Origin of the sequence: Micromonospora deserti (assembly GCF_003236335.1) — a bacterium.
Lineage (GTDB): Bacteria > Actinomycetota > Actinomycetes > Mycobacteriales > Micromonosporaceae > Micromonospora > Micromonospora deserti.
Genome location: NZ_POUB01000070.1, coordinates 1 through 23,405, shown reverse-complemented (window position 1 = coordinate 23,405; position 23,405 = coordinate 1). Strand labels below are relative to the sequence as shown.

At 68.7% G+C, this 23,405-nt stretch carries 36 protein-coding genes; all 36 read left to right on the top strand.

The genetic code is table 11. From position 1 onward, the window contains the following. The first annotated feature begins 476 nt into the window (after window positions 1-476). The 36 genes from rpsL to truA all read left to right on the top strand — a co-directional run bounded on the left by rpsL (window position 477) and on the right by truA (window position 23,371). Complete coding sequence (rpsL, locus tag C1I99_RS12895) at window positions 477-851, top strand: 30S ribosomal protein S12 (protein WP_014440718.1); 375 nt, start codon at window positions 477-479, stop codon at window positions 849-851. 1 nt (window position 852) lies between these two features. Continuing rightward, a complete protein-coding gene (gene rpsG / locus C1I99_RS12890) occupies window positions 853-1,323 on the top strand; it encodes a 30S ribosomal protein S7 (RefSeq protein ID WP_046567226.1) in 471 nt (156 codons plus the stop codon). A gap of 73 nt (window positions 1,324-1,396) precedes the next feature. Next, on the top strand, window positions 1,397-3,493 hold the full coding sequence (gene fusA / locus C1I99_RS12885) for an elongation factor G (protein WP_111134448.1): 2,097 nt from the start codon (window positions 1,397-1,399) through the stop codon (window positions 3,491-3,493). Window positions 3,494-3,714: 221 nt separating this feature from the next. Continuing rightward, window positions 3,715-4,908 (top strand): elongation factor Tu, encoded by a 1,194-nt coding sequence (gene tuf, locus C1I99_RS12880; RefSeq protein ID WP_111134447.1) that lies wholly within the window; start codon window positions 3,715-3,717, stop codon window positions 4,906-4,908. A 349-nt stretch (window positions 4,909-5,257) separates the two neighbouring features. Further along, the gene (rpsJ, locus tag C1I99_RS12875) at window positions 5,258-5,566 is read left to right on the top strand and encodes a 30S ribosomal protein S10 (RefSeq protein ID WP_007073037.1); all 309 of its coding nucleotides are present in this window, start codon (window positions 5,258-5,260) and stop codon (window positions 5,564-5,566) included. A gap of 11 nt (window positions 5,567-5,577) precedes the next feature. Then, window positions 5,578-6,243, top strand: coding sequence for a 50S ribosomal protein L3 (gene rplC / locus C1I99_RS12870; RefSeq protein WP_111134446.1), 666 nt, complete (start codon window positions 5,578-5,580; stop codon window positions 6,241-6,243). Continuing rightward, window positions 6,240-6,890: a 50S ribosomal protein L4 gene (rplD, locus tag C1I99_RS12865; RefSeq protein ID WP_111134445.1), complete on the top strand. Its 651-nt coding sequence runs from the start codon at window positions 6,240-6,242 to the stop codon at window positions 6,888-6,890. The genes rplC and rplD overlap by 4 nt, the downstream gene beginning before the upstream one ends. Further along, a complete protein-coding gene (rplW, locus tag C1I99_RS12860; protein ID WP_076466668.1) occupies window positions 6,887-7,189 on the top strand; it encodes a 50S ribosomal protein L23 in 303 nt (100 codons plus the stop codon). The genes rplD and rplW overlap by 4 nt, the downstream gene beginning before the upstream one ends. 12 nt (window positions 7,190-7,201) lie before the next feature. Next, window positions 7,202-8,041, top strand: a complete 840-nt coding sequence (rplB, locus tag C1I99_RS12855) for a 50S ribosomal protein L2 (RefSeq protein WP_111134444.1) — start codon at window positions 7,202-7,204, stop codon at window positions 8,039-8,041. A 12-nt stretch (window positions 8,042-8,053) separates the two neighbouring features. Beyond that, window positions 8,054-8,335, top strand: coding sequence for a 30S ribosomal protein S19 (gene rpsS, locus C1I99_RS12850; RefSeq protein ID WP_007073032.1), 282 nt, complete (start codon window positions 8,054-8,056; stop codon window positions 8,333-8,335). A gap of 40 nt (window positions 8,336-8,375) precedes the next feature. After that, a complete protein-coding gene (gene rplV, locus C1I99_RS12845; protein WP_111134443.1) occupies window positions 8,376-8,831 on the top strand; it encodes a 50S ribosomal protein L22 in 456 nt (151 codons plus the stop codon). After that, on the top strand, window positions 8,831-9,697 hold the full coding sequence (gene rpsC / locus C1I99_RS12840; protein ID WP_111134442.1) for a 30S ribosomal protein S3: 867 nt from the start codon (window positions 8,831-8,833) through the stop codon (window positions 9,695-9,697). The genes rplV and rpsC overlap by 1 nt, the downstream gene beginning before the upstream one ends. Window positions 9,698-9,700: 3 nt before the next feature. Continuing rightward, window positions 9,701-10,126 carry a 50S ribosomal protein L16 gene (rplP, locus tag C1I99_RS12835; protein WP_007465292.1) on the top strand — a complete coding sequence of 142 codons (426 nt, stop codon included), beginning with the start codon at window positions 9,701-9,703 and terminating at the stop codon, window positions 10,124-10,126. Next, window positions 10,126-10,362: a 50S ribosomal protein L29 gene (rpmC, locus tag C1I99_RS12830; RefSeq protein WP_076466662.1), complete on the top strand. Its 237-nt coding sequence runs from the start codon at window positions 10,126-10,128 to the stop codon at window positions 10,360-10,362. The genes rplP and rpmC overlap by 1 nt, the downstream gene beginning before the upstream one ends. Beyond that, the gene (gene rpsQ / locus C1I99_RS12825) at window positions 10,359-10,634 is read left to right on the top strand and encodes a 30S ribosomal protein S17 (protein WP_091262798.1); all 276 of its coding nucleotides are present in this window, start codon (window positions 10,359-10,361) and stop codon (window positions 10,632-10,634) included. The genes rpmC and rpsQ overlap by 4 nt, the downstream gene beginning before the upstream one ends. Before the next feature lie 98 nt (window positions 10,635-10,732). Next, window positions 10,733-11,101 (top strand): 50S ribosomal protein L14, encoded by a 369-nt coding sequence (rplN, locus tag C1I99_RS12820; RefSeq protein WP_007073026.1) that lies wholly within the window; start codon window positions 10,733-10,735, stop codon window positions 11,099-11,101. After that, on the top strand, window positions 11,098-11,418 hold the full coding sequence (gene rplX / locus C1I99_RS12815) for a 50S ribosomal protein L24 (RefSeq protein ID WP_199562100.1): 321 nt from the start codon (window positions 11,098-11,100) through the stop codon (window positions 11,416-11,418). Before rplN ends, rplX begins: the two co-directional genes overlap by 4 nt. Further along, on the top strand, window positions 11,418-11,987 hold the full coding sequence (gene rplE / locus C1I99_RS12810) for a 50S ribosomal protein L5 (protein ID WP_111134441.1): 570 nt from the start codon (window positions 11,418-11,420) through the stop codon (window positions 11,985-11,987). The genes rplX and rplE overlap by 1 nt, the downstream gene beginning before the upstream one ends. A gap of 1 nt (window position 11,988) precedes the next feature. Continuing rightward, entirely contained in the window at window positions 11,989-12,174 is a 186-nt protein-coding gene (locus tag C1I99_RS12805; RefSeq protein WP_007073023.1) for a type Z 30S ribosomal protein S14, read from the top strand. Between the two features lie 118 nt (window positions 12,175-12,292). Next, window positions 12,293-12,700 (top strand): 30S ribosomal protein S8, encoded by a 408-nt coding sequence (rpsH, locus tag C1I99_RS12800; RefSeq protein WP_111134440.1) that lies wholly within the window; start codon window positions 12,293-12,295, stop codon window positions 12,698-12,700. A 16-nt stretch (window positions 12,701-12,716) separates the two neighbouring features. Beyond that, window positions 12,717-13,259 (top strand): 50S ribosomal protein L6, encoded by a 543-nt coding sequence (rplF, locus tag C1I99_RS12795; RefSeq protein WP_111134439.1) that lies wholly within the window; start codon window positions 12,717-12,719, stop codon window positions 13,257-13,259. Further along, window positions 13,256-13,645 (top strand): 50S ribosomal protein L18, encoded by a 390-nt coding sequence (gene rplR / locus C1I99_RS12790; protein WP_111134438.1) that lies wholly within the window; start codon window positions 13,256-13,258, stop codon window positions 13,643-13,645. The genes rplF and rplR overlap by 4 nt, the downstream gene beginning before the upstream one ends. Window positions 13,646-13,679: 34 nt before the next feature. Next, window positions 13,680-14,294: a 30S ribosomal protein S5 gene (gene rpsE / locus C1I99_RS12785; protein WP_091102580.1), complete on the top strand. Its 615-nt coding sequence runs from the start codon at window positions 13,680-13,682 to the stop codon at window positions 14,292-14,294. Further along, the gene (rpmD, locus tag C1I99_RS12780) at window positions 14,294-14,476 is read left to right on the top strand and encodes a 50S ribosomal protein L30 (RefSeq protein ID WP_007073018.1); all 183 of its coding nucleotides are present in this window, start codon (window positions 14,294-14,296) and stop codon (window positions 14,474-14,476) included. The genes rpsE and rpmD overlap by 1 nt, the downstream gene beginning before the upstream one ends. Next, window positions 14,476-14,919 (top strand): 50S ribosomal protein L15, encoded by a 444-nt coding sequence (rplO, locus tag C1I99_RS12775; protein WP_088991891.1) that lies wholly within the window; start codon window positions 14,476-14,478, stop codon window positions 14,917-14,919. Before rpmD ends, rplO begins: the two co-directional genes overlap by 1 nt. A gap of 234 nt (window positions 14,920-15,153) precedes the next feature. Beyond that, on the top strand, window positions 15,154-16,482 hold the full coding sequence (secY, locus tag C1I99_RS12770) for a preprotein translocase subunit SecY (protein ID WP_111134437.1): 1,329 nt from the start codon (window positions 15,154-15,156) through the stop codon (window positions 16,480-16,482). Beyond that, window positions 16,483-17,136 (top strand): adenylate kinase, encoded by a 654-nt coding sequence (locus tag C1I99_RS12765; protein ID WP_111134436.1) that lies wholly within the window; start codon window positions 16,483-16,485, stop codon window positions 17,134-17,136. Window positions 17,137-17,222: 86 nt separating this feature from the next. After that, window positions 17,223-18,074, top strand: a complete 852-nt coding sequence (gene map / locus C1I99_RS12760) for a type I methionyl aminopeptidase (RefSeq protein WP_111134435.1) — start codon at window positions 17,223-17,225, stop codon at window positions 18,072-18,074. 534 nt (window positions 18,075-18,608) lie between these two features. Next, entirely contained in the window at window positions 18,609-18,830 is a 222-nt protein-coding gene (infA, locus tag C1I99_RS12755; RefSeq protein WP_007073013.1) for a translation initiation factor IF-1, read from the top strand. A gap of 89 nt (window positions 18,831-18,919) precedes the next feature. Beyond that, window positions 18,920-19,033, top strand: a complete 114-nt coding sequence (rpmJ, locus tag C1I99_RS12750) for a 50S ribosomal protein L36 (protein WP_012184307.1) — start codon at window positions 18,920-18,922, stop codon at window positions 19,031-19,033. Window positions 19,034-19,298: 265 nt separating this feature from the next. Further along, window positions 19,299-19,679, top strand: a complete 381-nt coding sequence (rpsM, locus tag C1I99_RS12745) for a 30S ribosomal protein S13 (RefSeq protein WP_111134434.1) — start codon at window positions 19,299-19,301, stop codon at window positions 19,677-19,679. 18 nt (window positions 19,680-19,697) lie between these two features. Further along, window positions 19,698-20,105, top strand: a complete 408-nt coding sequence (rpsK, locus tag C1I99_RS12740) for a 30S ribosomal protein S11 (RefSeq protein WP_007073011.1) — start codon at window positions 19,698-19,700, stop codon at window positions 20,103-20,105. Between the two features lie 13 nt (window positions 20,106-20,118). Beyond that, window positions 20,119-20,745 (top strand): 30S ribosomal protein S4, encoded by a 627-nt coding sequence (rpsD, locus tag C1I99_RS12735; RefSeq protein WP_091594961.1) that lies wholly within the window; start codon window positions 20,119-20,121, stop codon window positions 20,743-20,745. A gap of 98 nt (window positions 20,746-20,843) precedes the next feature. Further along, window positions 20,844-21,866 (top strand): DNA-directed RNA polymerase subunit alpha, encoded by a 1,023-nt coding sequence (locus C1I99_RS12730; protein WP_111134433.1) that lies wholly within the window; start codon window positions 20,844-20,846, stop codon window positions 21,864-21,866. 34 nt (window positions 21,867-21,900) lie between these two features. Next, a complete protein-coding gene (rplQ, locus tag C1I99_RS12725; protein WP_111134432.1) occupies window positions 21,901-22,473 on the top strand; it encodes a 50S ribosomal protein L17 in 573 nt (190 codons plus the stop codon). Window positions 22,474-22,540: 67 nt separating this feature from the next. Next, window positions 22,541-23,371 carry a tRNA pseudouridine(38-40) synthase TruA gene (truA, locus tag C1I99_RS12720; protein WP_111134431.1) on the top strand — a complete coding sequence of 277 codons (831 nt, stop codon included), beginning with the start codon at window positions 22,541-22,543 and terminating at the stop codon, window positions 23,369-23,371. The last annotated feature ends 34 nt before the right edge of the window (window positions 23,372-23,405 follow it).

Sequence of the window (23,405 nt, the reverse complement as noted above, 5' to 3'; positions counted from 1 at the left end):
CCCGGGGTGGGCACGGGCGCTGCCGGGCCGACGGGCCGCGTCGCGGGAGAGCCGGTACACTTGTGGCTGTAGGTGCCCATCACGGGCGGGCAGGCACGACGGGGCCGATCGGCGGGTGGTGAGACGCTTCGCCGGCCGCTCGTTTTGACCTGCGCGGTTGTGGTAGGTACTCTTTCCCCTTGTGCCCGGGCAAGCCCGGGCAACTCGTGCGTGCGCTGGATCCGGTGAGCCGGAGAGCGGGCAACAGCACGAAAGAGTCAAAGACCCGGCGCACACCAGCCGTGTGCCGGTGACAGACCCCGGGGTTCGCGCGCGAGCGTCGGCACCGGGACCGTGATCTGGGCGACACGCCCGACCGCGGGTGCTGGGGCCTCCGCCAGGTGGCCTTGGTTGGAATGTAGGAGAGCCGTCCATCAGGCCGGCTGAGAGCAGACGGCGCGGCCGCTTGGAGCGGCCGAAGGGAGCGGAGAAACCCGGTGCCCACGATCCAGCAGCTGGTCCGCAAGGGCCGCCAGGCGAAGACGAGCAAGACCAAGACCCCGGCGTTGAAGGGTTCCCCTCAGCGGCGCGGCGTGTGCACCCGCGTGTACACCACCACCCCGAAGAAGCCGAACTCGGCGCTGCGCAAGGTCGCTCGTGTCAAGCTCAGCAGCCAGATCGAGGTGACCGCCTACATCCCGGGTGTCGGCCACAACCTGCAGGAGCACTCGATCGTGCTCGTCCGCGGCGGCCGGGTGAAGGACCTCCCCGGCGTGCGTTACAAGATCGTTCGCGGTTCGCTGGACACCCAGGGTGTCCGCAACCGCAAGCAGGCGCGCAGCCGCTACGGCGCGAAGAAGGAGAAGAGCTGACATGCCGCGTAAGGGACCCGCTCCGCGGCGGCCGCTGGTCGCTGACCCGGTGTACAACTCGCCGCTGGTCACCCAGCTGGTGAACAAGATCCTGCTGCGCGGCAAGCGCCAGCTCGCCGAGCGCATCGTGTACGCGGCCCTGGAGGGCTGCCGGGAGAAGTCCGGCACCGACCCCGTCGTCACCCTCAAGCGGGCGATGGACAACGTCAAGCCGACCCTCGAGGTGCGCAGCCGCCGCGTCGGTGGCGCCACCTACCAGGTGCCGGTCGAGGTCCGTCCGGCCCGGGCGACCACCCTCGGCCTGCGCTGGCTGGTCACCTACTCCCGCGCCCGTCGTGAGAAGACCATGGTCGAGCGGCTGATGAACGAGCTGCTGGACGCGAGCAACGGCCTTGGTGCCGCCGTCAAGCGGCGCGAGGACACGCACAAGATGGCCGAGTCCAACAAGGCCTTCGCGCACTACCGCTGGTAACACCCTGGTTCCGGCGCCCCCGGCGCCGGAACCGCCACCAGTTGTGTCGAGACGACGATAAGTAGGGATTGAAGTGGCCGCCGCAGACGCGCTCGCCAACGTACGCAACATCGGCATCATGGCGCACATCGATGCCGGTAAGACCACTACCACCGAGCGGATCCTGTTCTACACCGGTATCACCTACAAGATCGGTGAGGTCCACGAGGGCGCTGCCGTCATGGACTGGATGGAGCAGGAGCAGGAGCGCGGTATCACCATCACTTCCGCCGCCACCAAGTGCGAGTGGAAGGGTCACACGATCCAGATCATCGACACGCCCGGCCACGTCGACTTCACGGTCGAGGTCGAGCGGTCGCTGCGGGTCCTGGACGGTGCGGTCGCGGTCTACGACGGCGTGGCCGGCGTGGAGCCGCAGACGGAGAACGTCTGGCGTCAGGCCGACAAGTACAACGTCCCCCGGATGTGCTTCGTCAACAAGCTCGACCGGACCGGCGCCGACTTCTTCCGCTGCGTGCAGATGATGATCGACCGGCTGAACGCCACCCCGCTGGTGCTCCAGATCCCGATCGGGCTCGAGGCCGACCACATCGGCGTCGTCGACCTGATCGGCATGCGCGCCCTCACCTGGCGCGGGGAGACCCAGAAGGGTGAGGACTACGCGATCGAGGAGATCCCGGCCGACCTGGCCGACTCCGCGGCCGAGTGGCGCGAGAAGCTGATGGAGACCCTGGCCGACGTCGACGACTCGGTGATGGAGAAGTACCTGGAGGGCGAGGAGATCTCCGTCGAGGAGATCAAGGCCGCCATCCGGCGCGCCACCATCGCCGGCAAGGCCAACCCGGTGCTCTGCGGCTCGGCGTTCAAGAACAAGGGCGTCCAGCCGATGCTCGACGCCGTGGTCGACTTCCTGCCGTCGCCGCTGGACATCCCGGCGATCGAGGGCACCGCGACCGACGGCGAGACCCCGTTGCAGCGGAAGCCGTCCACCTCGGAGCCGTTCTCGGGCCTGGCCTTCAAGATCCAGACCGACAAGCACCTCGGCAAGCTCACCTACGTCCGGGTCTACTCCGGCGTGGTCGAGTCCGGGTCCCAGGTGGTCAACTCCACCAAGGACCGCAAGGAGCGGATCGGCAAGATCTACCAGATGCACGCCAACAAGCGGGAGGAGCGCAGCTCCGCCAAGGCTGGCGACATCATCGCCGTGCAGGGTCTCAAGCAGACCACCACCGGTGACACCCTGTGCGACCCGGCGAACCCGGTCATCCTGGAGTCGATGACCTTCCCGGAGCCGGTCATCGAGGTCGCCATCGAGCCGAAGACCAAGGCCGACCAGGAGAAGCTCAGCACCGCCATCCAGCGGCTGGCCGAGGAGGACCCGACCTTCCGCGTCAAGCTGGACGAGGAGACCGGTCAGACGGTCATCTCCGGCATGGGCGAGCTGCACCTGGACATCCTGGTCGACCGGATGCGCCGCGAGTTCAACGTCGAGGCCAACATCGGTAAGCCGCAGGTGGCGTACCGCGAGACCATCCGCCGTGCGGTGGAGAAGGTCGAGTACACCCACAAGAAGCAGACCGGTGGTTCCGGCCAGTACGCCCGGGTGATCATCAGCCTGGAGCCGCTGCCGCTGGACAACGAGGCCCCGACCTACGAGTTCGCCAACGCCGTCACCGGTGGCCGTATCCCCCGGGAATTCATCCCGTCGGTGGACGCGGGCGCCCAGGACGCCATGCAGTACGGCATTCTCGCCGGCTTCCCGCTGGTGGGTGTCAAGCTGACCCTGGTGGACGGTCAGTACCACGAGGTCGACTCGTCCGAGATGGCGTTCAAGATCGCCGGCTCGATGGCGCTGAAGGAGGCGGCCCGCAAGGCCGACCCGGCGCTGCTCGAGCCGATGATGGCCGTTGAGGTCACCACTCCGGAGGAGAACATGGGTGACGTCATCGGCGACCTTAACTCCCGCCGTGGCATCATCCAGGCGATGGAGGAGCGCGGCGGTGCCCGCGTCGTCCGCGCCCTGGTGCCGTTGTCGGAGATGTTCGGCTACGTCGGCGACCTGCGGTCGAAGACCCAGGGCCGGGCTAGCTACAGCATGCAGTTCGACTCCTACGCCGAGGTTCCGGCCTCGGTGGCGAAGGAGATCATCGCCAAGGCGACGGGTGAGTGACGCTCGCCCGGGTTTGATCCGATGATCCGTCGGTGGCCGCGGGAGGGTGCTCCCGCCCCGCGGCCACCAGGGTCGGGATGTGTGCTACCGGGCCTGTAGGCTTCACCGCCGCAGAACCCACAAAGCTCTCCGGCCGCCAGGCCGGAAAGGCTGTCGACAGAGTCCTAAGCGCCGAACGGCGCGCCGGGCGTACGAACCAAGAAGTCCACAGGAGGACACCAGTGGCGAAGGCGAAGTTCGAGCGGACTAAGCCGCACGTCAACATCGGCACCATTGGTCACATCGACCACGGTAAGACGACGCTGACGGCGGCCATCACCAAGGTCCTGCACGACCAGTTCCCGGACCTGAACCCGTACACGCCGTTCGACGAGATCGACAAGGCGCCGGAGGAGAAGGCCCGCGGCATCACGATCTCGATCGCGCACGTCGAGTACCAGACCGAGGCGCGGCACTACGCGCACGTCGACTGCCCCGGTCACGCCGACTACATCAAGAACATGATCACCGGTGCCGCCCAGATGGACGGCGCGATCCTGGTGGTCGCGGCGACCGACGGCCCGATGCCGCAGACCCGCGAGCACGTGCTGCTGGCTCGCCAGGTCGGCGTGCCGTACATCGTCGTGGCGCTCAACAAGAGCGACATGGTCGACGACGAGGAGCTCCTGGAGCTCGTCGAGCTCGAGGTCCGCGAGCTGCTCTCCTCGCAGGAGTACCCGGGTGACGACCTGCCGGTCGTCCGGGTCTCGGCGCTGAAGGCCCTCGAGGGCGACCCCGAGTGGACCGGCAAGCTGATGGACCTGATGACCGCCGTCGACACCGCGATCCCGCAGCCGGAGCGCGAGACCGACAAGCCGTTCCTGATGCCGATCGAGGACGTCTTCACGATCACCGGTCGTGGCACCGTCGTCACCGGTCGCGCGGAGCGCGGCGTGCTCAAGCCGAACGAGGAGGTGGAGATCGTCGGTATCCGCGAGAAGTCGCAGCGGACGGTCTGCACCGGCATCGAGATGTTCCGCAAGCTGCTCGACGAGGCCCGTGCGGGTGAGAACGTCGGTCTGCTGCTGCGCGGCATCAAGCGCGAGGACGTCGAGCGCGGCATGGTGGTCGTCAAGCCGGGCACCACGACCCCGCACACGGAGTTCGAGGCGACCGTCTACATCCTCTCCAAGGAGGAGGGCGGCCGGCACACCCCGTTCTTCCAGAACTACCGTCCGCAGTTCTACTTCCGGACCACGGACGTCACCGGTGTCGTCACGCTCCCCGAGGGCACCGAGATGGTCATGCCGGGTGACAACACCACCATGACGGTGAAGCTGATCCAGCCCATCGCCATGGAGGAGAACCTCAAGTTCGCGATTCGCGAGGGTGGCCGCACCGTCGGCGCCGGGTTCGTCACCAAGATCATCAAGTGAGCTGGGTAACCCCGATTAGGTCCGCCGCCGGTCGTGCGGCATACTAGTCAGGTTGCGTAACGACGGTTCGTCGCGCGTGTTCGGCTTCACCGAACCTCCGTGCGGCGCGCCAGTCGGGCGTAGGGTGGTTGGCGGCCAGTCCGCCAACCACCCTCGCACGGCGTCCAGGTCGCGGTAATGCGATCGGCGCCTTGACCCACCGCGCGGTCAGGATCGCTCCGGAGCCCCGGGGCGGAGCCTGACCCGAGGGCGCGACACGCCCGACCGCGGGGGTCGGCGAAGTGGGCCTGTGCCAGCCGGCGCAGGTGCCCGCAACACAGCGGCATCGAGAGAAGGAACAGAAGCCACCATGGCGGGACAGAAGATCCGCATCCGGCTCAAGGCCTATGACCACGAGGTCGTCGACTCCTCGGCTCGGAAGATCGTCGAGACGGTGACGCGCACCGGGGCGCAGGTCGCAGGCCCGGTGCCGCTGCCCACGGAGATCAACCGTTTCTGCGTTATCCGCTCGCCGCACAAGTACAAGGACTCGCGCGAGCACTTCGAGATGCGCACGCACAAGCGGCTGATCGACATCATCGACCCGACCCCGAAGACGGTCGACTCGCTCATGCGCCTCGACCTGCCGGCTGGCGTCGACATCGAGATCAAGCTGTAGGGACCGGACAAATGGACAGGCAAGTGAAGGGGATCCTGGGCGCGAAGCTCGGCATGACCCAGGTCTGGGACAACAACCGCGTTGTCCCGGTGACCGTGGTGCAGGCCGGCCCGTGCGTCATCACCCAGGTTCGTGACGCCGACAAGGACGGTTACTCCGCGGTCCAGCTGGCGTACGGCACGATCGACCCGCGCAAGGTCAAGAAGCCGATCAGCGGGCACTACGCGAAGGCGGACGTGGCGCCGCGCCGGCACATCGTCGAGCTGCGCACCGTTGACGCCGCGAGCTACTCGCCGGGCCAGGAGGTCACGGTCGAGGAGTTCCCGGCCGGCATGTCGGTCGACGTGACCGGCAAGACCAAGGGCAAGGGCTACGCCGGCCCGATGAAGCGGCACGGCTTCCACGGTCTGCGCGCCAGCCACGGTGTCGAGCGCAAGCACCGCTCGCCCGGTTCCATCGGCGCCTGCGCCACCCCGGGCCGTGTCTTCAAGGGCACCCGGATGGCCGGCCGGATGGGTGGCGTGCGCTACACCGTCCAGAACCTGACCGTCCAGGCGGTCGACACCGAGAACAACCTCCTGCTCGTCCGTGGTGCCATTCCCGGCCCCAAGGGCGCGCTGGTCCTGGTCCGCAGCGCGGCCAAGACCAAGGCGAAGAAGGGCGGTGCGGCCAAGTGACCACCGTTGACGTCCTCACCGTCGAAGGCACCAAGAGCGGCTCGGTCGAGCTGCCCGCCGACATCTTCGACACGCAGGCCAACGTCGCGCTGATGCACCAGGTCGTGGTGGCCCAGCTCGCGGCGGCCCGGCAGGGCACGCACAAGGTCAAGACCCGCGGCGAGGTCGCCGGCGGCGGCAAGAAGCCGTACAAGCAGAAGGGCACTGGTCGTGCCCGGCAGGGCTCGATCCGCGCGCCGCAGTTCGCCGGTGGTGGCGTGGTGCACGGTCCCGTGCCGCGTGACTACAGCCAGCGGACCCCGAAGAAGATGAAGGCCGCCGCGCTGCGTGGCGCCCTCTCCGACCGGGCCCGCGCCGGGCAGGTGCACGTCGTCGAGGCGTTCGTCTCGGGCGAGAAGCCGTCGACCAAGGCCGCCCTGGCCACGCTGGCCAAGCTGACCGACGCCCGCCGGGTGCTGGTCGTGCTGAGCAGCACCGACGAGCTGAACTGGGTGTCGCTGCGCAACGAGCCGCGGGTGCACCTGATCGAGGCCGGCCAGCTCAACACGTACGACGTGCTGGTGGCCGACGACGTGGTCTTCACCAAGGACGCCCTGGACGAGTTCCTCGGCGTTCCCGCCGAGACCACCGAGGAGGGTGGCAAGTGAGCACGATCGCCGACCCGCGCGACATCATCGTGGCGCCGGTCGTCTCGGAGAAGAGCTACAGCGAGCTGAACCGCAACTGGTACACCTTCCTGGTGCACCCGGACGCGAACAAGACCGAGATCAAGATCGCTATCCAGCAGATCTTCAACGTCCGCGTCCTGACGGTCAACACGCTCAACCGCGAGGGCAAGCGCAAGCGGACCCGCACCGGGTTCGGCAAGCGCAAGGACACCAAGCGGGCGATGGTGAAGCTGGCTGACGGTGACCGTATCGAGGCCTTCGGCGGCCCGGTCAGCTGAGGGGTGTAGACAATGGCTATCCGTAAGTACAAGCCGACGACGCCAGGCCGGCGTGGCTCGAGCGTCGCCGACTTCGCCGAGATCACCCGGTCGACGCCCGAGAAGTCGCTGCTGGCTCCGCTGCCGAAGAAGGGCGGTCGCAACGCCCACGGCCGGATCACCACCCGGCACCACGGTGGCGGTCACAAGCGCCAGTACCGCCTGATCGACTTCAAGCGGGTCGACAAGGACGGCGTGCCGGCGAAGGTCGCGCACATCGAGTACGACCCGAACCGCACCGCGCGCATCGCGCTGCTGCACTACGCCGACGGCGAGAAGCGCTACATCATCGCGCCGAAGGACCTGAAGCAGGGCGACGCGGTGGAGTCGGGCCCGGCCGCGGACATCAAGCCGGGCAACAACCTGCCGCTGCGCAACATCCCGGTCGGTACCACCATCCACAACGTGGAGCTGCGTCCGGGCGGCGGCGCCAAACTGGCCCGCTCGGCCGGCGTCGGCATCCAGCTGCTCGGCCGCGAGGGCGCGTACGCGACCCTGCGCATGCCCTCCGGCGAGATCCGGCGGGTCGACGTGCGGTGTCGGGCCAGCATCGGCGAGATCGGCAACGCCGACCAGTCGAACATCAACTGGGGCAAGGCCGGCCGGATGCGGTGGAAGGGCAAGCGCCCGACCGTCCGTGGTGTCGCTATGAACCCCGTCGACCACCCGCATGGTGGTGGTGAGGGTAAGACCTCCGGTGGTCGTCACCCGGTGAACCCGCAGGGTAAGCCCGAGGGCCGCACCCGTCGTAAGGGCCAGCCGAGTGACCGGCTGATCGTCCGCCGCCGCTACGCCACGCGTAAGCGCGGCTGAGGGAGATAAGACATGCCTCGCAGCCTGAAGAAGGGCCCGTTCGTCGACGACCACCTGCTCAAGAAGGTGGAGACGCAGAACGACAAGGGCTCGAAGAACGTCATCAAGACCTGGTCGCGGCGCTCGACGATCATCCCGGAGATGCTCGGGCACACGATCGCCGTGCACGACGGACGCAAGCACGTCCCGGTGTTCGTGACCGAGGCGATGGTCGGGCACAAGCTCGGCGAGTTCGCGCTGACCCGCACGTTCAAGGGTCACGAGAAGGACGACCGGAAGAGCCGTCGGCGCTGACGCCGCGGGCATACGGATAGAGGAACAAGGGGTTACAGCGATGCCAGGAAAGGGCGACGCTCCGGTGCTCCCGGGCGCGCGGGCGGTTGCGCGGTACGTGCGCATCTCGCCGATGAAGGCGCGCCGGGTGGTCAACCTCGTCCGCGGCCTGCCCGCGAAGGAGGCGCTCACGGTGCTGCAGTTCGCGCCGCAGGCCGCGAGCGAGCAGGTGTACAAGGTGCTCGCGAGCGCGATCGCCAACGCGGAGAACAACGAGCGGCTGGACCCCGACGCGCTGCTCGTCAGCGAGGCGTACGTGGACGAGGGCCCGACCATGAAGCGGTTCCAGCCGCGGGCGCAGGGCCGGGCGTACCGGATCCGCAAGCGCACCTGCCACATCACCGTGGCGGTCGAGGCGGTCGCGCCGGCCGCGCCGAAGAAGTCGGCGAAGAAGGCCGCGCCGGCGGAGCAGACCGCGGCCGCTGAGACGGAGAGCAAGACGGAGGGCGCCGAGTAATGGGTCAGAAGGTTCACCCGCACGGGTTCCGGCTCGGCATCTCGACCGACTGGAAGTCCCGCTGGTTCGCGGACAAGCTCTACAAGGACTACATCGGCGAGGACGTCAAGATCCGCCGGATGATGTCCAAGGGCCTGGAGCGCGCCGGCATTTCCAAGGTCGACATCGAGCGCACCCGGGACCGGGTCCGGGTCGACATCCACACCGCCCGGCCGGGCATCGTCATCGGCCGCAAGGGCGCGGAGGCCGACCGGATCCGCGGCGAGCTGGAGAAGCTGACCGGCAAGCAGGTGCAGCTGAACATCATCGAGGTGAAGAGCCCCGAGTCGGACGCGCAGCTGGTCGCCCAGGGTGTGGCCGAGCAGCTGTCCAGCCGGGTCAGCTTCCGTCGGGCGATGCGCAAGGCCATGCAGTCGGCGATGAAGAACCCGGTCTGCAAGGGCATCCGGGTCCAGGTCTCGGGTCGCCTCGGCGGCGCCGAGATGAGCCGGACGGAGTTCTACCGCGAGGGCCGGGTTCCGCTGCACACGCTGCGGGCCAACATCGAGTACGGCTTCTTCGAGGCCCGTACCACCTTCGGCCGGATCGGCGTGAAGGTCTGGATCTACAAGGGCGACGCCGTGCCGGGTCGGGAGACCCCGGCGGAGGCGCCGTCGCGCCCGCGCCGTGAGCGCGGCGACCGCCCCGAGCGGCCGCGCCGTGGTCGGTCCGGCTCGTCCGGTACCACCGCCGGCGGCACCGAGGCCGGCCGGGCCGCCGCGACCACGATCGCGCAGCAGGCCGAGACGCCGGGCGGCGAGCCGATCGACAGCGGTGCTGTCGCCGCGACCGCTTCGACTCCGGCAGAAACGCAGCAGGAGGGCTGACAGATGCTGATGCCGCGCAAGCCCCCGAAGGGCTTCCGCAAGCCGCACCACCCGGACCGCAGTGGCGCGTCCAAGGGTGGCAACCGGGTGGTGTTCGGCGAGTTCGGGATCCAGGCTCTCGAGCCGGCGTACGTGACCAACCGCCAGATCGAGTCGGCGCGTATCGCGATGACCCGTCACATCAAGCGTGGCGGCAAGGTCTGGATCACGATCTTCCCGGACCAGGCCCTGACCAAGAAGCCCGCGGAGACCCGGATGGGTTCCGGTAAGGGCTCGCCCGAGTGGTGGGTCGCCAACGTCAAGCCGGGGCGGGTGCTCTTCGAGATGTCCTTCCCCAACGAGCAGATCGCGCGAGAGGCGATGCGTCGCGCGATCCACAAGCTCCCGATGAAGTGCCGCATTGTGACGCGCGAAGTGGGTGAATCCTGATGGCAGCGGGCGTTAAGGCCTCCGAGCTGCGTGAGCTCTCCGAGGAGGAGCTGGTCACGAAGCTGCGCGAGGCCAAGGCGGAGCTGTTCAACCTCCGCGTGCAGGCCGCAACCGGCCAGCTGGACAACAACCGGCGGCTGCAGGTCATCCGTCGGGAGATCGCCCGGATCTACACGATCATGCGTGAGCGCGAGCTGGGGCTCTCGGCCGCGCCGACTGAGGTGACTGCAGGATGAGCGAGAACACCACCGCCGCTGCCCGGGCCCGCCGCAAGGTGCGTGAGGGCCTCGTGGTCAGCGACAAGATGGAAAAGACCGTCGTGGTCGAGGTCGAGGACCGGGTCAAGCACGCGCTGTACGGCAAGATCATGCGCCGGACCAGCAAGCTGAAGGTGCACGACGAGCAGAACTCGGCCGGCATCGGCGACCGGGTCCTGATCATGGAGACCCGGCCGCTCTCCGCCACCAAGCGGTGGCGGCTCGTGGAGATCCTCGAGAAGGCCAAGTAGCGAAGGCTCGAGCTCGGCCGGCATCGGTCGGGCGCAGGTTCCGCCAGGCTCCGGCCGCCGGTGTGCGGCCGGAGAACCGGCAGACATAGGAGATAGACGTGATTCAGCAGGAGTCGCGACTGCGCGTCGCCGACAACACGGGTGCCCGGGAGATCCTGTGCATCCGGGTTCTCGGTGGCTCCGGTCGGCGCTACGCGAGCATCGGCGACGTCATCGTGGCCACCGTCAAGGACGCGATCCCGGGTGCCGGTGTGAAGAAGGGCGACGTCGTCAAGGCTGTCGTCGTTCGCACCGCCAAGGAGAAGCGGCGGCCGGACGGCTCGTACATCCGCTTCGACGAGAACGCCGCCGTCATCATCAAGGACGGTGGGGACCCGCGTGGCACCCGTATTTTCGGCCCGGTGGGTCGGGAGCTGCGGGACAAGCGGTTCATGAAGATCATTTCCCTCGCGCCGGAGGTGTTGTGACCGTGAAGGTCAAGAAGGGCGACACGGTCATCGTCATCGCCGGCAAGGACAAGGGCGCCAAGGGCAAGGTCATCGCGGCCTACCCGCGGCAGGACAAGGTCCTGGTCGAGGGCGTGAACCGGGTCAAGAAGCACACCCGCATCAGCACCACCCAGCGTGGCGCCAAGACCGGTGGCATCGTCACCCAGGAGGCCCCGATCCACGTCTCGAACGTGATGGTCGTGGACTCCGACGGGAAGCCGACCCGTGTCGGTTACCGGGTCGACGAGAACGGCCAGAAGGTCCGCATCGCGCGTAGCACCGGTAAGGACCTGTGATGACCACGGCTACCGAAACCAAGACCATGCCGCGCCTCAAGGAGCGGTACCGCAACGAGATCGTGGCCCAGCTGCGCGAGCAGTACAACTACGGCAACCCGATGCAGGTGCCGCGGCTGGTCAAGATCGTCGTCAACATGGGTGTCGGCGAGGCCGCCCGGGACGCCAAGCTGATCGACGGCGCCGTCCGCGACCTGGCCACCATCACCGGCCAGAAGCCGCAGGTGCGGCGGGCCACCAAGTCCATCGCGCAGTTCAAGCTGCGCGAGGGCATGCCGATCGGCGCGAAGGTGACCCTCCGCGGCGACCGGATGTGGGAGTTCCTGGACCGGTTGCTGTCGATCGCGCTGCCGCGTATCCGTGACTTCCGCGGCCTGGACGGGCGCAAGCTCGACGGGCACGGCAACTACACGTTCGGTCTGACCGAGCAGTCGGTGTTCCACGAGATCGACCAGGACAAGATCGATCGGCAGCGGGGCATGGACATCACGGTGGTCACGACCGCCACGACCGACGACGAGGGCCGGGCGCTGCTCAAGCTCCTGGGCTTCCCGTTCAAGGAGAACTGAGATGGCCAAGAAGGCGCTGATCCTCAAGGCGGCCGCGAAGCCGAAGTTCTCGGTTCGCGCGTACACCCGCTGCCAGCGGTGCGGGCGTCCCAAGGCGGTCTACCGCAAGTTCGGTCTCTGCCGGGTCTGCATCCGGGAGATGGCCCACCGCGGTGAGCTGCCGGGCGTGTCCAAGGCTTCCTGGTAAGGGCGACCGCGTCCCGGCCGCGGCCGGGGGACCCCTTGCACCGATCACGTATTGCTCTTCGCCGTAGGCCCGGGGCGCACCGCCCCGGGAACCCCGGCGAGAAAGGCTGACGAGTTTCATGACGATGACCGACCCGATCGCAGATATGCTCACGCGTCTGCGTAACGCCAACCAGGCGTACCACGACCAGGTGACGATGCCCTACTCGAAGATCAAGGCGAACATCGCCGAGGTTCTCAAGGCCGAGGGCTACATCTCCACCTGGTCGGTCGAGGAGCCCGAGGAGGGCGCCGTCGGCAAGCGACTGGTCGTCGAGCTGAAGTACGGCCAGAACCGCGAGCGGAGCCTGGCCGGCATCAAGCGTGTGTCCAAGCCCGGTCTGCGGGTTTACGCCAAGTCGGATGGGCTCCCCCGGGTGCTCGGCGGGCTGGGCGTGGCGATCATTTCGACGTCCCAGGGGCTGCTCACCGACCGGCAGGCCCGCAAGCGGAGCGTTGGCGGGGAAGTCCTCGCCTTCGTCTGGTAACGGGAGACAGGTAGAAATGTCGCGAATTGGACGTAAGTCGATTCCGGTGCCAGCTGGCGTCGACGTCACGATCGACGGCCAGACCGTCAAGGTCAAGGGCCCCAAGGGCGAGCTCTCGCACATCGTGGCCGAGCCGATCACCATCGAGCGGGCCGAGAACGGGCAGCTGAACGTCAACCGCCCGAACGACGAGCGCAAGGCCAAGGAGCTGCACGGCCTGAGCCGTACCCTGGTCGCCAACATGATCGTCGGTGTCACCGAGGGCTACCGCAAGAGCCTGGAGATCGCCGGTACCGGTTACCGGGTCACCGCCAAGGGCACGGATCTCGAGTTCGCGCTCGGGTTCTCGCACCCGGTGACGGTGCGGGCGCCGGAGGGCATCACCTTCACGGTGGAGAAGCCGACCCTGTTCCACGTGGCCGGCATCGACAAGCAGCTGGTCGGCGAGGTCGCCGCCAACATCCGGAAGATCCGCCCGCCGGAGCCCTACAAGGGCAAGGGCGTGAAGTACCAGGGCGAGGTCATCCGCCGCAAGGCTGGAAAGGCAGGTAAGAAGTGAGCGCCACGCTGCTCAAGCGCCGCCGCGGCGTTGCCGCCAAGCGCGCCGTCGGGCGTGCGCGCCGGCACTTCCGGGTCCGCAAGAACATCAGCGGCACCGCGGAGCGTCCCCGCCTGGTCGTCACCCGCTCGCTGCGGCACATCGTCGCCCAGATCGTGGACGACACCAAGGGTCACACCCTGGCGTCGGCCTCGACCCTGGACGCGTCGCTGCGCGGTGCGGAGGGCGACAAGAGCGCCCTGGCCGGCAAGGTCGGCGCCCTGCTCGCCGAGCGGGCCAAGGCCGCCGGCGTCTCCAAGGTCGTCTTCGACCGCGGTGGCAACCGGTACGCGGGGCGGGTAGCCGCGCTGGCCGACGCCGCCCGCGAAGCCGGGCTCGAGTTCTGACAAACCCCGTCACGAGAGAAAAGGAAGGCTGCTGATGCCAGGTCAACAGCGCCGTGGCGGCGGGTCCGGTGGCAACGAGGGTGGTCGCCGCGACAACCGCCGTGAGGGCGGCCGCGGAAACGCGCCCGTCGAGAAGACCCCGCACCTCGAGCGGGTCGTCGCGATCAACCGCGTCGCCAAGGTCGTGAAGGGTGGTCGTCGCTTCAGCTTCACCGCCCTGGTGATCGTGGGCGACGGCGACGGCACCGTCGGCGTGGGCTACGGAAAGGCCAAGGAGGTGCCCGCGGCGATCGCCAAGGGTGTCGAGGAGGCCAAGAAGCACTTCTTCAAGGTGCCGCGGATCGGCCAGTCGATCCCGCACCCGGTGCAGGGCGAGGACGCCGCCGGTGTGGTGCTGCTCAAGCCGGCCTCCGCCGGTACGGGCGTCATCGCCGGTGGGCCGGTGCGTGCGGTGCTGGAGTGCGCGGGCATCCACGACGTGCTCTCCAAGAGCCTCGGGTCGTCCAACCCGATCAACATCGTGCACGCCACCGTGGCGGCGCTGAAGGGGCTGGAGTCCCCCGAGGCCGTCGCCGCCCGTCGTGGCCTGCCGGTCGAGGACGTCGCGCCGGCCGCCATGCTGGCGTCGCGGGCGGGGGTGGCTTCCTGATGGCTCGCCTGAAGGTCACCCAGGTCCGGTCCGAGATCGGGACCAAGCAGAACCAGCGTGACTCGCTGCGCTCGCTCGGTCTCAAGCGGATCAACGACGTGGTGGTCAAGGAGGACCGTCCGGAGATCCGCGGCATGATCTTCGCGGTCAACCACCTCGTGAAGGTCGAGGAGGTCGAGTAATGACGATCAAGGTCCACCACCTGCGTCCGGCGCCCGGTGCCAAGACCGCGAAGACCCGCGTGGGTCGCGGCGAGGGCTCCAAGGGCAAGACCGCCGGCCGCGGTACCAAGGGCTCCAAGGCCCGCAAGAACATCTCGGCGGCGTTCGAGGGTGGGCAGATGCCCATCCACATGCGCCTGCCGAAGATGAAGGGCTTCAAGAACAAGTTCAAGGTGGTCTTCCAGGTCGTCAACCTGGACCGGCTCGCCGAGCTGTTCCCGAACGGTGGCCAGGTCGGCCCGCTGGAGCTGGTCGAGGCCGGCGCGGTCCGCAAGGGCCAGCCGGTGAAGGTCCTCGGCACCGGCGACCTCGGTGGGGTGGCGCTCCAGGTGTCGGCGCACGCGTTCAGCGCGTCGGCCAAGGAGAAGATCACCGCCGCCGGTGGTTCGGTCACCGAGCTGTAAGGTCGTCCGACCCATGGCGCCCGTCCAGTTGTCCGCAACTGGCGGGCGCCATGGTCTACCTGGGACGATTGCTCCCGGTAACATCGGAAACGGTTTATGTAGCCGGGCACACCTGCCCGGACCGGGATCGGGCTGTTAGAGTCCCATCCCAGCTATGGATATCGGGCGCTCGCCCGGCACCCACCCCGACCCGCCAGGGACCACCGGCGGCCCGCCTCGCGCAGGAGGAAGAAGTTGCTGTCCGCCTTTCTCAGTGCGTTCCGTACGCCTGACCTGCGCAAGAAGCTGCTGTTCACAGTAGGCATCATCGCGGTCTACCGGCTCGGCGCGACCCTGCCCAGCCCGGGTGTGTCGTACGGCAACGTGCAGAAGTGCCTCGACACCCTGGAGAACGGCTCCACCGGGGTGCTGAACCTGCTCAACCTCTTCTCCGGCGGGGCGCTGCTTCAGCTCTCGGTCTTCGCGCTGGGCATCATGCCCTACATCACCGCGTCGATCATCCTGCAGCTGCTGACCGTGGTGATCCCGCGGCTGGAGCAGCTCCGCAAGGAGGGGCAGGCCGGCCAGGCGAAGATCACCCAGTACACCCGTTACCTGACCCTGGGTCTCGGCGTCCTGCAGGCGTCGGCGTTCGTGGCGTTGGCCCGCTCCGGTCAGCTGTTCAACAACCAGTGCGACCAGTTCCCGATCATCCCCGAGGGGACTGGCATCCCGGACTGGCTGACTCTGACCATCCTCGTGATGACCATGACCGCCGGCACCGGTGTGGTCATGTGGCTCGGCGAGCTGATCACCGACCGGGGCGTCGGTAACGGCATGTCGGTGCTGATCTTCACCTCGATCGCGGCGCGGCTGCCCTCCGAGGGCTGGCAGATCAAGGAGACCGGCGGCTGGGGCAAGTTCCTCCTGGTCATCGCGCTGGTCCTGGTGATCATCACCGCGGTCACCTTCATCGAGCAGGCGCAGCGCCGGATCCCGGTCCAGTACGCCAAGCGGATGATCGGCCGGCGGATGTACGGCGGCACCTCGACCTACATCCCGCTCAAGGTCAACCAGGCGGGTGTCATCCCGGTCATCTTCGGCTCGTCGCTGCTCTACCTGCCCCAGCTGGCGCTGCAGTTCTTCGACCAGACCGACCCGGGCAAGACCCAGGTGTGGATCCAGAACAACTTGGTCGACCCGACCAGCCCGATCTACATCGCGGTCTACTTCCTGCTGATCATCTTCTTCACGTACTTCTACGTCTCGATCACGTTCAACCCGACCGAGGTCGCGGACAACATGAAGAAGTACGGCGGCTTCGTGCCGGGCATCCGCCCCGGCAAGCCGACCGCCGACTACCTCGACTTCATTCTCAGCCGGATCACCCTGCCGGGCGCGCTCTACCTGGGCGTCATCTCGATCCTGCCGAGCTTCTTCTTCATCTGGCTGGACCGCCAGCAGTACCTCAACTTCCCGTTCGGCGGCACCGCTGTACTGATCATGGTCGGCGTCGGTCTGGAGACGACCAAGCAGATCGAGAGCCAACTCATGCAGCGGAACTACGAAGGGTTCCTGCGGTAGATGAGACTCGTTCTGGTTGGCCCGCCGGGCGCGGGCAAGGGCACGCAGGCCGAGTTCATCGCCGCGCACCTCTCGGTCCCGAAGATCTCGACCGGTGACATCTTCCGGTCGAACGTCTCCCAGGGCACCCCGCTCGGTGTCGAGGCGAAGCGCTACATGGACGCCGGCGAGCTGGTGCCCGACGAGGTGACCATCAACATGGTGCGGGACCGGCTCGCCGAGCCGGACGCCGCCGAGGGCTTCCTGCTCGACGGCTTCCCGCGTACCACGCCGCAGGCCGCCGCGCTGGACAAGCTCCTCGCCGACTTCGGCACCGCGCTGGATCTGGTGCTGGAGCTGGTGGTCGACGACGACGAGGTGATCCGGCGGCTCTCCGGCCGCCGCACCTGCCGGGGCTGCGGCAAGATCTGGCACGTCGAGTTCGACGCCCCCACCCGGGAGGGCATCTGCGACCGGTGCGGCGCCGAGCTGTTCCAGCGCGACGACGACAAGCCGGAGACCATCGCCACCCGGCTGCGGGAGTACAGCGAGAAGACCGCGCCGCTGGTCGACTACTACGGCGCCCAGGGCAAGCTCGTCGGGATCGACGCAACCGGCCCGGTGGAGGACGTCACTGTCCGCGCCATCGACGCCCTGCGCTCGTACGGCGGCTGACGTCCCGCCGGGCGCGGCGGATAGAGTGCGAGGAGCGGGGTACGTCCGGCGTGCCCCGCTCGTCGGCTACGAAAGGTAACGGCTCCATGCGTCGTCCCCAGCTGGACATCCAGCTGAAGACCCCTGACCAGATCGAGAAGATGCGGGCTGCCGGGCTGGTGGTCGCCGAGGCGCTGCGTCGGATGCGGGAGGCGGTCGTTCCCGGGGTCAGCACCGCCGACCTGGACGCCATCGCCGAGTCGACCATCCGCGGGGCCGGCGCCGTGCCCTCGTTCAAGGGCTACCACGGCTTCCCCGCCTCGATCTGCTCCTCGGTCAACGAGCAGGTCGTGCATGCCATCCCGTCGCCGCAGCAGGCGCTCCGCGAGGGCGACCTGATCTCGATCGACTGCGGCGCGGTGCTCGACGGCTGGCACGGCGACGCGGCCATCACCGTCGGCGTCGGCGGGGTCGACCCGGCACTGCTGCGGATGGCCGAGGTGGCCGAGGACGCGATGTGGGCCGGGATCGCCGCCGCGGCCCGGGGCGCGACCAGCGGGAAGGGCCGGCTCACCGACATCTCCCACGCGGTGGAGGACGCGATCCGCCGGGGTGGCCGCTACGGCATCGTCGACGGCTACGGGGGGCACGGCATCGGCACCGAGATGCACCAGGACCCGCACGTGCTCAACCACGGCCGGCCGGGCAAGGGCCCGCGGCTGGTGCCCGGGATGGCGCTGGCGATCGAACCGATGATCACGATGGGTTCGCCCCGGACGGTCGAGCTGGCCGACGGCTGGACGGTGGTCACCCGGGACGGGTCGATGGCCGTGCACGTCGAGCACACCATGGCCCTACTCCCGGACGGCGTCTGGGTGCTCACCGCGCCGGACGGCGGCCGGGCCCGTCTCGGCGACCTGGTCACCGCCCGTCAGCCGGCCGACTCACCGGCCCGCTGACCCCCGACCGTCCACGCCCTGCGCGCCGCCGCCCAGACCGGGCCGTCCGTGACGCGCCGCGAGTATCATCCATGCGGTGTGCGGCATGGTGACTTGTCCGTGAGCCGACTTCCCCGCTTCCGGCCACCGGGGTGGATCATGTGCGGGCGGTCGCCATCCGTGGTGCATCATCCGGCGTGTCGTCCCGGCTGGGTGCCGGTCGCCGCGGTCCGGGCGTGATGTCCGGTTCGGCGGGCGACCGCGGGTCCGCCGGCAGGTCGGCGCGGTCCGCCGACGGGTCGGCCCGGGGCGTGTCGGCGGGCGTGTGGGCGCGGCCCGCCCGGGCTCGGCGCCCCCGGATCGTGGCCGGTTTGGCGACGGCGCGCAGGCGGGCGTACACTTTCTGATCGGCGCACAGCGTCCACTCCGGCATGCCCACCTGCGCTTCGGTGGGACTCGGAGCCGCGGCTGGCGCGGGCCATCTGATCTTGATCAGTCGCCCGTGTAAGACGTTGTGGGCCGTCCGGAGCAACCGACGTCAGGACAGCGGAGGACATGCCGAAAAAAGACGGAGCCATCGAGATCGAGGGTCGGGTCATCGAGCCCCTGCCGAACGCCATGTTCCGGGTGGAGCTCGCGAACGGTCACAAGGTGCTGGCTCACATCAGCGGCAAGATGCGGCAGCACTACATCCGCATCCTGCCGGAGGACCGGGTCGTCGTCGAACTCTCGCCGTACGACCTGACCCGCGGGCGCATCGTCTACCGCTACAAGTAAGTCTGACGGCGGCCGGGACGTCCCGTGTCCGTCTTCGACGTCCGGTGTCGCGCCTCGCGTCGCCGGGCCAGATGGGAAGTAAGGCAACCGTGAAGGTCAAGCCGAGCGTCAAGAGGATCTGCAACAAGTGCCGGGTGATCCGCCGGCACGGCCGGGTCATGGTCATCTGCACCGACCCGCGCCACAAGCAGCGCCAGGGCTGAGCAGGCGCGACCGGCCGGTGACAACGGTCGGTCGTGGCACCGGTCCGGGCCGCAGATCCAGACAACACATCACTAGCTCGTCCCAGCCGCGAGTGGTGCGCAACGCGTACCTCTGCGCGGTCGACCCCCGGTCGGAGGCCGGGGCCCGCTCGGGCAGCGGCCGTTCCCGGTCGCCGGCGCTCACCGCGCCGGGACGCGGAACGGCCGGTGGCGGGGAGGGACGGTCCACACCTCCGCCAGAACACCACAAGGAGTACGCCCGCACATGGCACGTCTCGCCGGCGTGGATCTCCCCCGCGAAAAGCGGATGGAGATCGCGCTCACGTACATCTTCGGCGTGGGTCGGACCCGCGCTCTGGAGACCCTCGCCGCCACCGGCATCTCGCCGGACAAGCGCGCTCGGGACCTCACGGACGAGGAGCTCGTGCAGCTCCGCGACCACATTGAGGCCAACTACAAGGTTGAAGGTGACCTGCGCCGCGAGGTCGCCGCTGACATCCGCCGCAAGGTCGAGATCGGCTGCTACGCCGGCATCCGGCACCGCCGGGGTCTGCCCGTGCGTGGCCAGCGGACCCGGACCAACGCGCGGACCCGGAAGGGCCCGAAGCGGACCGTCGCCGGCAAGAAGAAGCCCGGCAAGAAGTAACTAGGAGCGCACAGACTTATGCCACCGAAGGCTCGTGCCGGAGCCGCCGTCAAGAAGGTCCGGCGCAAGGAACGCAAGAACGTCGCCCACGGGCAGGCGCACATCAAGAGCACCTTCAACAACACCATCGTGTCCATCACGGACCCGACCGGTGCGGTCATCTCCTGGGCCTCCGCGGGCCAGGTGGGCTTCAAGGGCTCGCGCAAGTCGACCCCGTTCGCCGCGCAGCTGGCCGCCGAGGCCGCGGCGCGTCGCGCGATGGAGCACGGCATGCGCAAGGTCGACGTGTTCGTCAAGGGCCCCGGCTCCGGCCGGGAGACCGCCATCCGTTCGCTGCAGGCCGTCGGTCTGGAGGTCGGTCAGATCTCCGACGTGACCCCGCAGCCGCACAACGGGTGCCGTCCGCCGAAGCGTCGCCGGGTCTGAGAGGTAGAGAGAGATGGCTCGTTACACCGGTGCTGACTGCCGCCGTTGCCGGCGGGAGAAGATGAAGCTGTTCCTCAAGGGCAGCAAGTGCGATGGCCCGAAGTGCCCGTTCGAGTCCCGGCCGTTCCCGCCCGGGCAGCACGGCCGCGGCCGCACCAAGGAGACGGAGTACCTGCTCCAGCTCCGTGAGAAGCAGAAGGCCCGCCGCGTCTACGGCGTGCTGGAGAAGCAGTTCCGCGGTTACTACGAGGAGGCCGTGGCCAAGCAGGCCAAGACCGGTGAGGTCCTCCTGCAGATCCTCGAGTCGCGGCTGGACAACGTGGTCTACCGGGCCGGCTACGCCGGTTCCCGGGACATGGCCCGTCAGCTGGTCAAGCACGGTCACTTCACGGTGAACGGCAAGAAGGTCGACATCCCGTCGTACCGGGTCAAGGAGCACGACATCATCGAGGTCCGGGAGAAGAGCAAGCAGCTCACCCCGTTCCTGGTGGCGCAGGCTCAGGCCGGTTCGAGGTCGGTGCCGGCCTGGCTGGAGGCGATCCCCAGCCAGATGAAGATCCTGGTGCACTCGCTCCCGGCCCGGCAGGTCATCGACACCCAGGTCCAGGAGCAGCTGATCGTCGAGCTCTACTCCAAGTAGTCAGGGCTCGTTGCGGTGGCCCGCCCTCGTGGCGGGCCACCGGAACAGTTTGTGTCGTGGGCGTCATATGGCGGGCGCCCCGGAAGAGAAGAGAAGACATGCTCATCAGCCAGCGACCGACCCTCTCCGAGGAGTCGATCAACGAGACCCGCTCCCGGTTCACCATCGAGCCGCTGGAGCCGGGCTTCGGCTACACCCTGGGCAACTCGCTGCGGCGTACGCTGCTGTCGTCCATCCCGGGTGCGGCCGTGACCTCGATCAAGATCGACGGTGTGCTGCACGAGTTCACCACGATCCCCGGGGTCAAGGAGGACGTGGTCGAGCTCGTCATGAACATCAAGGAGCTCTGCGTCAGCTCCGAGCACGACGAGCCGGTCAGCATGTACCTGCGCAAGCAGGGCCCGGGTGACGTCACCGCGGGTGACATCCAGCCGCCGGCCGGCGTCTCGGTGCACAACCCGGATCTGAAGCTCGCCACCCTCAACGGCAAGGGCCGGCTCGACATGGAGCTGACCGTCGAGCGGGGTCGGGGCTACGTGACGGCGGCGCAGAACAAGCAGGCCGGCGCGGAGATCGGCCGGATCCCGGTCGACTCGATCTACTCGCCGGTGCTCAAGGTGACCTACCGGGTCGAGGCGACCCGGGTCGAGCAGCGGACCGACTTCGACCGGCTGATCATCGACGTCGAGACCAAGCCGTCGATGGGCCCGCGTACCGCGTTGGCCTCGGCCGGCTCGACGCTGGTGGAGCTCTTCGGGCTGGCCCGGGAGCTGGACGAGACCGCCGAGGGCATCGACATCGGGCCGTCCCCGCAGGACGCCCAGCTGGCGGCGGACCTGGCGCTGCCGATCGAGGAGCTGGACCTCACCGTCCGCTCCTACAACTGCCTCAAGCGCGAGGGCATCAACACCGTTGGTGAGCTCATCGGGCGTACCGAGGCCGACCTCCTCGACATCCGCAACTTCGGTCAGAAGTCGATCGACGAGGTCAAGATGAAGCTCGCCGGGATGGGTCTGGGGCTGAAGGACTCGGCTCCGAACTTCGACCCGGCGCACGTCGTGGACGCCTTCGGCGAGGCCGACTACGACACCGACGACTACCGCGAGACCGAGCAGCTCTAGTCCGCGCTGCCGCCACTACTGAGGAGCACCAAGCATGCCCACGCCCACCAAGGGCCCCCGCCTCGGCGGCAGCCCCGCGCACGAGCGGCTGATGCTGGCCAACCTGGCCACCTCGCTGTTCCAGCACGGCAAGATCCAGACCACCGAGACCAAGGCCCGGCGGCTGCGTCCGCTCGCCGAGCAGCTGATCACCAAGGCCAAGCGCGGTGACCTGGCGTCCCGGCGGCGGGTGCTGGCCGTCGTCAAGGACAAGGACGTGGTCTACAGCCTGTTCGACCAGATCGCGCCGCGGTACGCCAACCGCAATGGCGGCTACACCCGGATCGTGAAGACCGGTCCGCGCAAGGGTGACGCCGCGCCGATGGCGATCATCGAGCTGGTCGAGGAGCTGCAGGTCGCCGAGCCGAAGGCGAACAAGAAGACCGCCGCCCGCAAGGCGGCGCAGCAGGACAAGGTCGAGGCGCTCGCCCCCGCGGAGGAGACCCCGCAGGCGTCGCCGAACGACCAGGACGCCGAGCCGCCGATCTCGGTGTCGGGCGACACCGCCGAGGCGCGCGAGGACAGCGACCTCGCCGTCGAGGAGAACAACGAGCGGAACAAGGCCTGATCCTGGGCTTCGTCGGGCCCGGCACCCCTCGCGGGGTGCCGGGCCCGAACCGTCACCGGAGGTACGAGTGGACGAGCGGACCCGGCTGCGGCTGGACGTGGCGTACGACGGCACCGGCTTCTCCGGCTGGGCCGCCCAGCCGACCCGGCGCACCGTCGCGGGGGTGCTCGTCCAGACCCTCGACCTGGTGCTGGGGGCGGGCACGGCGACCGGGCTGACCGTGGCCGGCCGGACCGACGCCGGGGTGCATGCCACCGGTCAGGTCTGCCACCTCGACCTGCCCACCGGGGTATGGCGGGAGCGGGAGGGCTCGCTGCTGCGCCGGTTGGCCCGGCTACTCCCCGACGACGTGCGGGTCCGCGCGATGACCGAGGTACCCGCCGACTTCGACGCCCGGTTCTCGGCCACCTTCCGCCGGTACGAGTACCGGGTCACCGACGCCCCGTGGGGCGCGGAGCCGCTGCGCCGGCACGAGGTGCTGGCCTGGCCGAAGCCGCTCGACCTGGCCGCGCTGAACGCCGCCGCGGCCGGCCTGGTGGGGGAGCACGATTTCGCCGCGTACTGCCGGCGCAAGGAGAACGCCACCACGCTGCGCGAGGTGACCCGGCTGGACTGGCGGCGGGACCCGGATGGGATCCTCGTCGCCACCGTGCAGGCCGACGCCTTCTGCCAGGCGATGGTACGCAGCCTGGTGGGGGCGATGCTGGTGGCCGGGGACGGTCGCCGGCCGGTGGGGTGGCCGGCCGGTCTGCTGACCCGCCGGGAGCGGTCCAGCGAGGTGACGGTGGCCTCGGCCCACGGGCTCACCCTGGTGGCGGTCGGTTATCCCGAGGACCCGGCCGAGTACGCCCGCCGTGCCGAGCGGACCCGGCGGCTGCGGGTACCGCTGGAGGGTTGACCGGGCCGGGGCGCGACCCGGGAGGGCGTAGCGC

Bases quoted from the DNA above. Each gene is read 5' to 3' on its own strand.
- rpsG (WP_046567226.1), top strand. From the start codon at position 853: ATGCCGCGTAAGGGACCCGCTCCGCGGCGGCCGCTGGTCGCTGACCCG.
- rpsJ (WP_007073037.1), top strand. From the start codon at position 5,258: ATGGCGGGACAGAAGATCCGCATCCGGCTCAAGGCCTATGACCACGAG.
- rplC (WP_111134446.1), top strand. From the start codon at position 5,578: ATGGACAGGCAAGTGAAGGGGATCCTGGGCGCGAAGCTCGGCATGACC.
- rplB (WP_111134444.1), top strand. From the start codon at position 7,202: ATGGCTATCCGTAAGTACAAGCCGACGACGCCAGGCCGGCGTGGCTCG.
- rpsS (WP_007073032.1), top strand. From the start codon at position 8,054: ATGCCTCGCAGCCTGAAGAAGGGCCCGTTCGTCGACGACCACCTGCTC.
- rplV (WP_111134443.1), top strand. From the start codon at position 8,376: ATGCCAGGAAAGGGCGACGCTCCGGTGCTCCCGGGCGCGCGGGCGGTT.
- rpsC (WP_111134442.1), top strand. From the start codon at position 8,831: ATGGGTCAGAAGGTTCACCCGCACGGGTTCCGGCTCGGCATCTCGACC.
- rplP (WP_007465292.1), top strand. From the start codon at position 9,701: ATGCTGATGCCGCGCAAGCCCCCGAAGGGCTTCCGCAAGCCGCACCAC.
- rpmC (WP_076466662.1), top strand. From the start codon at position 10,126: ATGGCAGCGGGCGTTAAGGCCTCCGAGCTGCGTGAGCTCTCCGAGGAG.
- rpsQ (WP_091262798.1), top strand. From the start codon at position 10,359: ATGAGCGAGAACACCACCGCCGCTGCCCGGGCCCGCCGCAAGGTGCGT.
- rplE (WP_111134441.1), top strand. From the start codon at position 11,418: ATGACCACGGCTACCGAAACCAAGACCATGCCGCGCCTCAAGGAGCGG.
- C1I99_RS12805 (WP_007073023.1), top strand. From the start codon at position 11,989: ATGGCCAAGAAGGCGCTGATCCTCAAGGCGGCCGCGAAGCCGAAGTTC.
- rpsH (WP_111134440.1), top strand. From the start codon at position 12,293: ATGACGATGACCGACCCGATCGCAGATATGCTCACGCGTCTGCGTAAC.
- rplF (WP_111134439.1), top strand. From the start codon at position 12,717: ATGTCGCGAATTGGACGTAAGTCGATTCCGGTGCCAGCTGGCGTCGAC.
- rpsE (WP_091102580.1), top strand. From the start codon at position 13,680: ATGCCAGGTCAACAGCGCCGTGGCGGCGGGTCCGGTGGCAACGAGGGT.
- rpmD (WP_007073018.1), top strand. From the start codon at position 14,294: ATGGCTCGCCTGAAGGTCACCCAGGTCCGGTCCGAGATCGGGACCAAG.
- rplO (WP_088991891.1), top strand. From the start codon at position 14,476: ATGACGATCAAGGTCCACCACCTGCGTCCGGCGCCCGGTGCCAAGACC.
- C1I99_RS12765 (WP_111134436.1), top strand. From the start codon at position 16,483: ATGAGACTCGTTCTGGTTGGCCCGCCGGGCGCGGGCAAGGGCACGCAG.
- map (WP_111134435.1), top strand. From the start codon at position 17,223: ATGCGTCGTCCCCAGCTGGACATCCAGCTGAAGACCCCTGACCAGATC.
- infA (WP_007073013.1), top strand. From the start codon at position 18,609: ATGCCGAAAAAAGACGGAGCCATCGAGATCGAGGGTCGGGTCATCGAG.
- rpsM (WP_111134434.1), top strand. From the start codon at position 19,299: ATGGCACGTCTCGCCGGCGTGGATCTCCCCCGCGAAAAGCGGATGGAG.
- rpsK (WP_007073011.1), top strand. From the start codon at position 19,698: ATGCCACCGAAGGCTCGTGCCGGAGCCGCCGTCAAGAAGGTCCGGCGC.
- rpsD (WP_091594961.1), top strand. From the start codon at position 20,119: ATGGCTCGTTACACCGGTGCTGACTGCCGCCGTTGCCGGCGGGAGAAG.
- C1I99_RS12730 (WP_111134433.1), top strand. From the start codon at position 20,844: ATGCTCATCAGCCAGCGACCGACCCTCTCCGAGGAGTCGATCAACGAG.
- rplQ (WP_111134432.1), top strand. From the start codon at position 21,901: ATGCCCACGCCCACCAAGGGCCCCCGCCTCGGCGGCAGCCCCGCGCAC.